The sequence below is a fragment of the Robinsoniella sp. RHS genome (genome assembly GCF_001029355.1).
Taxonomy (GTDB): domain Bacteria; phylum Bacillota; class Clostridia; order Lachnospirales; family Lachnospiraceae; genus Robinsoniella; species Robinsoniella peoriensis.
This window is the reverse complement of record NZ_JNGB01000153.1, coordinates 1-7,108: the sequence shown is the minus strand read 5'-3', so window position 1 is coordinate 7,108 and position 7,108 is coordinate 1. Positions and strand designations below refer to the sequence as shown.

Annotated in this window: 7 protein-coding genes; 1 reads left to right on the top strand and 6 read right to left on the bottom strand. The window is 37.2% G+C overall.

Annotated features, from left to right (window positions below):
• Both RHS_RS26785 and RHS_RS26780 read right to left on the bottom strand, forming a co-directional pair.
• Window positions 1-1,205 (bottom strand): SH3 domain-containing protein (locus RHS_RS26785; RefSeq protein WP_047834893.1); only part of this gene is annotated, 1,205 nt, incomplete at its 3' end.
• 136 nt (window positions 1,206-1,341) lie between these two features.
• Window positions 1,342-1,581 (bottom strand): hypothetical protein, encoded by a 240-nt coding sequence (locus RHS_RS26780; RefSeq protein WP_027295171.1) that lies wholly within the window; start codon window positions 1,579-1,581, stop codon window positions 1,342-1,344.
• Between the two features lie 678 nt (window positions 1,582-2,259).
• Here RHS_RS26780 and RHS_RS26775 point away from each other — a divergent pair.
• Window positions 2,260-3,018, top strand: a complete 759-nt coding sequence (locus tag RHS_RS26775; protein ID WP_027295172.1) for an adaptor protein MecA — start codon at window positions 2,260-2,262, stop codon at window positions 3,016-3,018.
• Between the two features lie 93 nt (window positions 3,019-3,111).
• On the opposite strand, the gene RHS_RS26770 is transcribed toward RHS_RS26775, so the two are convergent.
• From RHS_RS26770 to RHS_RS26755, 4 genes are all read right to left on the bottom strand, one after another.
• Window positions 3,112-3,321 (bottom strand): DUF1858 domain-containing protein, encoded by a 210-nt coding sequence (locus tag RHS_RS26770; protein WP_027295173.1) that lies wholly within the window; start codon window positions 3,319-3,321, stop codon window positions 3,112-3,114.
• 477 nt (window positions 3,322-3,798) lie between these two features.
• A complete protein-coding gene (locus tag RHS_RS26765) occupies window positions 3,799-5,910 on the bottom strand; it encodes a glutamine synthetase III (protein WP_027295174.1) in 2,112 nt (703 codons plus the stop codon).
• 226 nt (window positions 5,911-6,136) lie between these two features.
• Window positions 6,137-6,472: a hypothetical protein gene (locus tag RHS_RS26760; protein WP_047834892.1), complete on the bottom strand. Its 336-nt coding sequence runs from the start codon at window positions 6,470-6,472 to the stop codon at window positions 6,137-6,139.
• Window positions 6,473-6,519: 47 nt separating this feature from the next.
• A partial coding sequence (locus RHS_RS26755; RefSeq protein WP_395023583.1) for an Rpn family recombination-promoting nuclease/putative transposase occupies window positions 6,520-7,108 on the bottom strand: 589 nt, incomplete at its 5' end.

The window sequence follows — 7,108 nt, the reverse complement described above, 5'->3', positions numbered from 1 at the left end:
TGTGCCGTAAACGGCTTCGGAACCGGATCATCTATGGATAAAACAATTCCATTCTTGCGGCATTTTACTGAAAGTTCACGAATGAACTGAATATATCCGTCTGCAGCATCCTCCGGAATTGTCTCAAAATCCACATTAATTCCTTCAAAGCCATTTTGAATTGCGGATGCAATCAGTTGATTTGTAATCTTTTCTCTGGACGCTGTAGAACTTAATACCTTTGTAGTATCCACCTGTTCACTGAAATTGTCAATTAATGCCCAGACTTCCAGATCGTTGGCATGTGCAGTTTTAACATAATCCGCGTCTGCCAGACTGGTGAGGTTTCCATCATTATCAGCAATAGAAAACCAGGTTGGTGAAATTACATTTACCCCTTTCAACTCTGCAATATCAGTTGCGAGAGCTGCATTAGAGTCTTCGTTTGTCACCTGATGCCAGACCAGATTAATCTTATGATCCCTGGTAATGCTGGTATATACCGGTTCTTCAAAATCTCTGCTTGTCTCTTCTTCACGTGAATTTGCCAGACGCTTATTTTGTACGTAACCAATATACCCGTCTTTCGTCATCACCTTGGTCCAGTCATCCATTACTTCCAGGACTGTTACCTGATCATTCTTCTTTACATCTGTCAGAACCGGACTTTTAATTCCGCCCTGATAACGGACACTTTCTGACTTCTTCAAATCTGCATAAGTAACTTTACCCCATTTATATGTAACAATCATGCGGCTTGGATCTTTTTCTATTTTATAATCCATATTCGTATACTTCTGCACGAAATCAGCTGCCAGATATACCTTATCCCCATCTACTTTTACAATTTCATAATTTTCATTCTGTTTATTTGCTGAAACAGTATACTCTTTTTTCCCTGCCGGTATCGTTATGATATCCGTAGGTGTAGTATAGATACAGATATTGGCACTTGCATCCCAATAGAAACGGCTGTTTAAATAATTCTTAACCGCTTCATAATCGATATACGCAGTATCACCAGATAAAAATCCCTTATATTCAACCACCTGATCCTGAAGGATCAGCGCCATTTCATTTTCATTTGTGATTCCAAAGTATTCTTCCACGCTCATCCTTTCATTAGTTGGCGTGTACTTCTCTACAACTTTTGTAGCTATACCAATTAAAGCAACGATCGCAATCATGACAACTGCGGCTATAACCGGTACAATTTTTTTCTTCATTCATTGCACCTCCTGTTTTATTTATCTCTCCACCTGTCTAGTATAACACATTTTTACGATTCGTCATTACATAAATCGACATTTTTTATACAATTACTGCCATTTGATTGCAAAGGGGGCCTTGTCTTCAACAGCGTTATATTTTATCGAACCCAATACCGTAAATTTCATTACGGTCATTGCTGTAATAATCCCTCATATAATTATTTTCCTCTCTCGCTGTGCATGCTCTTGCGATGCTTTCGGGATCACTGGGCTTTCCGTCCAGCCACAGAGAAACCCCTGCCTCATCGTACCTTTCTAATTCCTGATACAGCAGAGCATTAAGCGGAACTTTCTTTTTACGCTTTTTATTTTTTTCTGGTTTCATCCTCATCACTCACTTCCTAGACATCTGTACGCATCTGAAATTTCCTTAGGTGCATGTGATATATTATTTTCAAATGCGCAGGCTTTTTACAGCTTTCGTCTTTATAATATCAACTACATCTAAGAGAAAACAGGGACATAAATCCAGAGTTTATAGAATCATCTCAACAGGTGAATTCAATTTAACTTAATTGGAAAAATGCAATGAATTAATTGCTCGAAATCTGCGAAGAATATCGCTGATCAGATATATTGAAATATAGAATCAAAAAGAATATAAATATTTCCGGGCTACTCTCCCCTCCTTTTTATCTCTTTTTATGTCCTATATCTTCTCTTAACGTTTATTATATATAATAAGTTATGAAAAATCAAGTAATTTTTTTAAAAATTACTAATTCTAGTGTATTGACTTATATACAAAGATTGTTTATACTATGGGTTACCCAGTAATGATATGATTTATCGCAGTTTTCACGTATTTGGGATCAGATGGGTATGGATGAAAATGTATAAAAAAGAAGAAATAAACCAGTGATTTACTTTACATATTTGTATGTAACAGTATATAATATAAATATAAGAAGACATTAAGTTTTACAAGCGCTTCGACCTTGCGGCAGCTTTATCTGCCTGCAAGAATAACCCGATGTGTTCGTATCATATTTGGATAGGATGTGATTATATGAAGATAGAAAAAATCAACGACAATCAGATACGCTGTACGCTGACGAAGGAAGACCTTATTGATCGCGAATTAAAATTAAGCGAACTTGCCTATGGTACAGATAAAGCAAAATCTCTGTTTCGTGATATGATGCAGCAAGCTGCCTATGAGTTTGGATTTGAGGCAAATGACATTCCACTGATGATAGAGGCAATTCCAGTTTCCCAGGATTCCATTATTCTCATTATTACAAAGGTAGAAGATCCGGAAGAACTGGATACAAGATTTGCAAAATTTGCTCCGACAGACGGCAGTGAAACAGTAGATGCCGCACCTGCTTCACCCTCAAAATTAGAAGGCGCGGACGATATTTTAAGTTTATTCAAGAAAATTCAGGAAGCTAAGAAGTCACTGAATGAAAAAACACCTGCAAGTACGAAGAAGAAATCTTCAAAGCAGGAGCCTGTATTAGATATACCATATAACCTGACAAAATTATACAAATTTCCCCAGCTGGATTCAGTAATACGGGTTGCCGGTGTTTTAAACGGAAGTTATAATGGTTATAACTCTCTTTACAAAGATGATCATGCGAAAACTTATCATCTGATCATCAGCAAATCTGACCATACACCGGAAGAATTTAATAAAATTTGTAATATTCTTTCAGAATATGGCATGAGCAGCAAATATTCCGCTGCAACAGAAGCATTTTATACGGAGCACATGGAACAGATTGTTGCAGAAGATGCATTGCAGAAACTAGCATTGCTTTAAAACCATCTGCAAATGCCTGTCAAGCAGGATTGCCCATCTACTTTTTAACAATCAAAAGCCGCATCGATCGATGCGGCTTTTTTATGATTTCATCTATTTACTTACGCTGTCCAGATATGCATTCAGTCTTGCTACTAAAACATCTGGTTCGATTCCATGAACCATAGCTGCTTCTTCTAAAGATTCAGCCTGTGAAGACGGGCATCCAACGCAATGCATTCCACCTTCCATCAGCACAACAGGCATTTGGGGATCTAATCCAATGATTTCGCCAATCAGCATGTCCTTTGTTACTTTTGCCATGTCTATTACCTCCTTCGTCATTTCAGATGTCCCTTATTATAATACTTTTCTTTTTATTATGCAAGGAGTAATATTGATTTCGAAAAATCAACAAGAAACGTGTTCATAATTTATTCATTTGTCATTCAAAAAACCTTTACTTAACTAACATTCTTTCTTCATTTCTATTGCATATAATAATATTATCAACAGGAACAAAAGACAACTTCTTAAGTATTAAGTTACTATTTTGAATAAACTTTTTCATAATAATGCCAGGTAGGACAGCTACCTGGCATCCTCCCTTTATAGGGAGTTTTTTTTGATAAAATATTAAAATAACCTGCTTAATTCAAGATTAACCCAAAGATCATTTATTTTGCTTGGATTATCCTGTTATCAGCAGGCTATTTTTACATAAATAGTAAAACTTATATTAAATAACTTTTCTTTTCAATAAAAATAATTATTTGGGAGTGTGAGTACAAAATCTTCTTTTTATACCTCAAATAATAAATCACCATAAGATGGCATAGGCCACTCCCCTTTATCCACAATCATCTCTAACTGATCCACCGGAATACGAAGTCTGGCCATGGCTTTATCTACTTCTTGATAATAATACATAGCCTGTTCCTGGCCTGACGGCTTACTTGCTGCTATTTCTGTTACTTCTTCCAGATGGGTAAGTTCCTTCTTCGTAACTGCAAGTAATTCGGTAGCCTCTTTCAGCAGCACTATGGAAACCTGAGCCTCTAACCCTGCCTGAACTACTGCATTTACCGTGTCTGCAAGATTACGTATATAACGCAGCACTGCCGGAATAATATGTTTGCTGGCGATATCAATCATTGCCCTGGCTTCAATATTGATTGCTTTAGAGTATCCCTCATATTGAATCTCAGCCCTGGATTCCAATTCCGGCTTTGTAAATACATTAAATTTACTGAATAATTCTATTGCTTTATCTGTTACAAGTGCAGGAATCGCTTCTACCATTGATGTGATATTAGGCAAACCTCTCCTCTTCGCTTCCTCCACCCACTCTTCGGAATATCCATTTCCATTAAACACAATTTTCTCATGTTCGCTTGCATATTCTTTTATAAGATCATGCACTGCCAGATCAAAATCATCTGCTTTTTCTAATACTTCACAAGCCTCTGCAAAAGCTTCTGCTACTATAGTATTAATTACTACATTACATTCCGCTACAGAATCCCTTGATCCTACCATACGGAATTCAAATTTATTACCGGTAAAGGCAAACGGTGAGGTTCTGTTTCTGTCTGTTGCATCTTTGTTAAAGTCTGGTAATGTCTTAACACCTGTGTGAAGTCTTCCACCCTTCAAACTGTGCGTTGCTGTACCGGTACTAATCAGCTGAGTCAATACATCCTCTAACTGTTCCCCTAAAAATACAGAAATGATCGCCGGCGGTGCTTCATTGGCTCCTAAACGATGGTCATTTCCAACATCTGCTGCAGATTCGCGTAATAAATCCGCATGTATGTCCACTGCTTTAAGAATACAAGTCAGAATCAATAAAAACTGTATATTTTCGTGAGGTGTTTTACCTGGCTCCAAAAGGTTAATTCCATCATCGGTTGTAAGAGACCAATTATTATGTTTACCAGATCCATTTACGCCTGCAAAAGGCTTTTCATGAAGAAGGCACTGAAGCCCCTGTTTTTCAGCCACATGCTTCAATGTTTCCATAATAATCTGGTTATGATCTGCCGCTACGTTGCACTGTGCATAAATAGGTGCAAGTTCATGCTGGGCGGGAGCAACTTCATTATGCTGCGTCTTTGACGATACCCCCAGCTTCCAGAGTTCTACATTTACCTCTTTCATAAACTTGGCAATTCTCGGTCTGATGACGCCAAAATAATGATCATCCAATTCCTGTCCCTTTGGAGGCATCGCTCCAAATAACGTTCTGCCTGTAAAAATCAGGTCTTTTCTTTTTAAATAATTTTTTCTATCTACAATAAAATATTCCTGTTCAACGCCTACCGAAGGAGTGACTCTCTTAGATGTTGTATTGCCAAAAAGGCGGATTAGACGCAGTGCCTGTGTCTGTACAGCCTGCATCGAGCGTAAAAGCGGTGTCTTCTGGTCTAAGGCTTCTCCTGTATAGGAGCAAAAAGCAGTTGGGATACAGAGAATTGCACCACCTTCGTCTTCCCTTACAAATGCTGGAGACGTACAGTCCCACGCGGTATATCCTCTTGCTTCAAAAGTAGCACGAAGTCCGCCCGAAGGGAAAGAAGATGCATCCGGCTCTCCTTTAATCAACTCTTTTCCTGAAAACTCCATCAAAATGGAACCGTCTTGGTTTGGAGCTGTAATAAATGAATCGTGTTTTTCTGCAGTAAATCCCGTCAATGGCTGAAACCAGTGTGTATAATGGGTTGCACCTTTTTCTACTGCCCATTCTTTCATGGCAGCAGCAACCACTTCTGCTATCATCGGATCCAGCTCTTTACCTTCATCAATTGTCTTATGTAACTCTTTATATACCTTTTTGGGAAGACGTTCCTGCATCACCTTATCATTGAATACATTCTGGCCAAACAATTCAGCTACATTTATATTATCGCTCATCGTGTTCCTCCACTTTTCTATCATCGCCACAGGAATATGGCATCATTTTATTATTTGCTATACGCATAATACCGTACTTTTTAAAAAATTGCAAGTAAATCACACGAATTTTGCTTGTGCATGTACTATTATATAATGTTATATGGATTATAATCATTTACTATTAATGACATCTTTTTCAATCTTATCCTCTTTCCACCAATATTTTTTATACCTTGATTTTTATTCAAATAATCTGATACTTTTCCAACAAATCCTGCCTTTTATCTTGCTCACAAGCAAATTCAAAAAATTCCTTTGTTTTTCCATCCTCAAACATCTTTTTTGCCAATCGCCCCATAAGTTCAAAACCCATTAACTCTCCTCTTTTTTCTCCTCTTTGCTCCCCTTCTAATATCATTTCATCTATCGCCTTACACATATGTATCCCTCCTTCTTCCGTTTTAGCTAATTTTTCAAATTCTAATAACTGCTTTTTTCCCCGAAACACCTGATGGTTATATAGGTCTGCAAATCTTTCGTTATCTGATAAATACTTATTAATGATTACATCATTTTTCAATACGCTGCTAATTCCTCCATTTATGACACTTTATCTCTGATTTTTATTCAAATAATCTGATACTTTTCCAGCAAATCCTGCCTTTTATCTTGCTCACATGCAAATTCAAAAAATTCCTTTGTTTTTCCATCCTCAAACATCTTTTTTGCCAATCGCCCCATAAGTTCAAAACCTATTAACTCTCCTCTTTGCTCCCCTTCTAATATCATTTCATCTATCGCTTTACACATATCTATCCCTCCTTCTTCCGTTTTAGCTAATCTTTCAAATTCTAATAACTGCTTCTTATGCATAAATACTGCCGCAACTTCATATGCATCTGATGCCATATTTTTGTAATGTTCTTTATTTTTTTCTATAAACTCCTTAAATCCCTGCTTCGAATCCCTATTCTGAATCAGTCCAAATACTGCCTTTAAATCCGTCTCAAACTTCTCATAGTCTTTAATCTTACAAATGTTTATTACCCGTATCGAATAATCCGGTATATACTGCCTTAAAAACTCTTTATCTACCTCATCCCCAAACATATCAAACAATGACATCGGCCCATCCCATTCTTCTTCTCCATAATATACTACTTGAGTCATAACAGGAGATATCGTATCTGTTTTTCTCATTCCCGACAAATATTCT

Bases quoted from the DNA above. Each gene is read 5' to 3' on its own strand.
- RHS_RS26765 (WP_027295174.1), bottom strand. From the start codon at position 5,910: ATGAGCGATAATATAAATGTAGCTGAATTGTTTGGCCAGAATGTATTC.
- RHS_RS26770 (WP_027295173.1), bottom strand. From the start codon at position 3,321: ATGGCAAAAGTAACAAAGGACATGCTGATTGGCGAAATCATTGGATTA.
- RHS_RS26780 (WP_027295171.1), bottom strand. From the start codon at position 1,581: ATGAGGATGAAACCAGAAAAAAATAAAAAGCGTAAAAAGAAAGTTCCG.
- RHS_RS26775 (WP_027295172.1), top strand. From the start codon at position 2,260: ATGAAGATAGAAAAAATCAACGACAATCAGATACGCTGTACGCTGACG.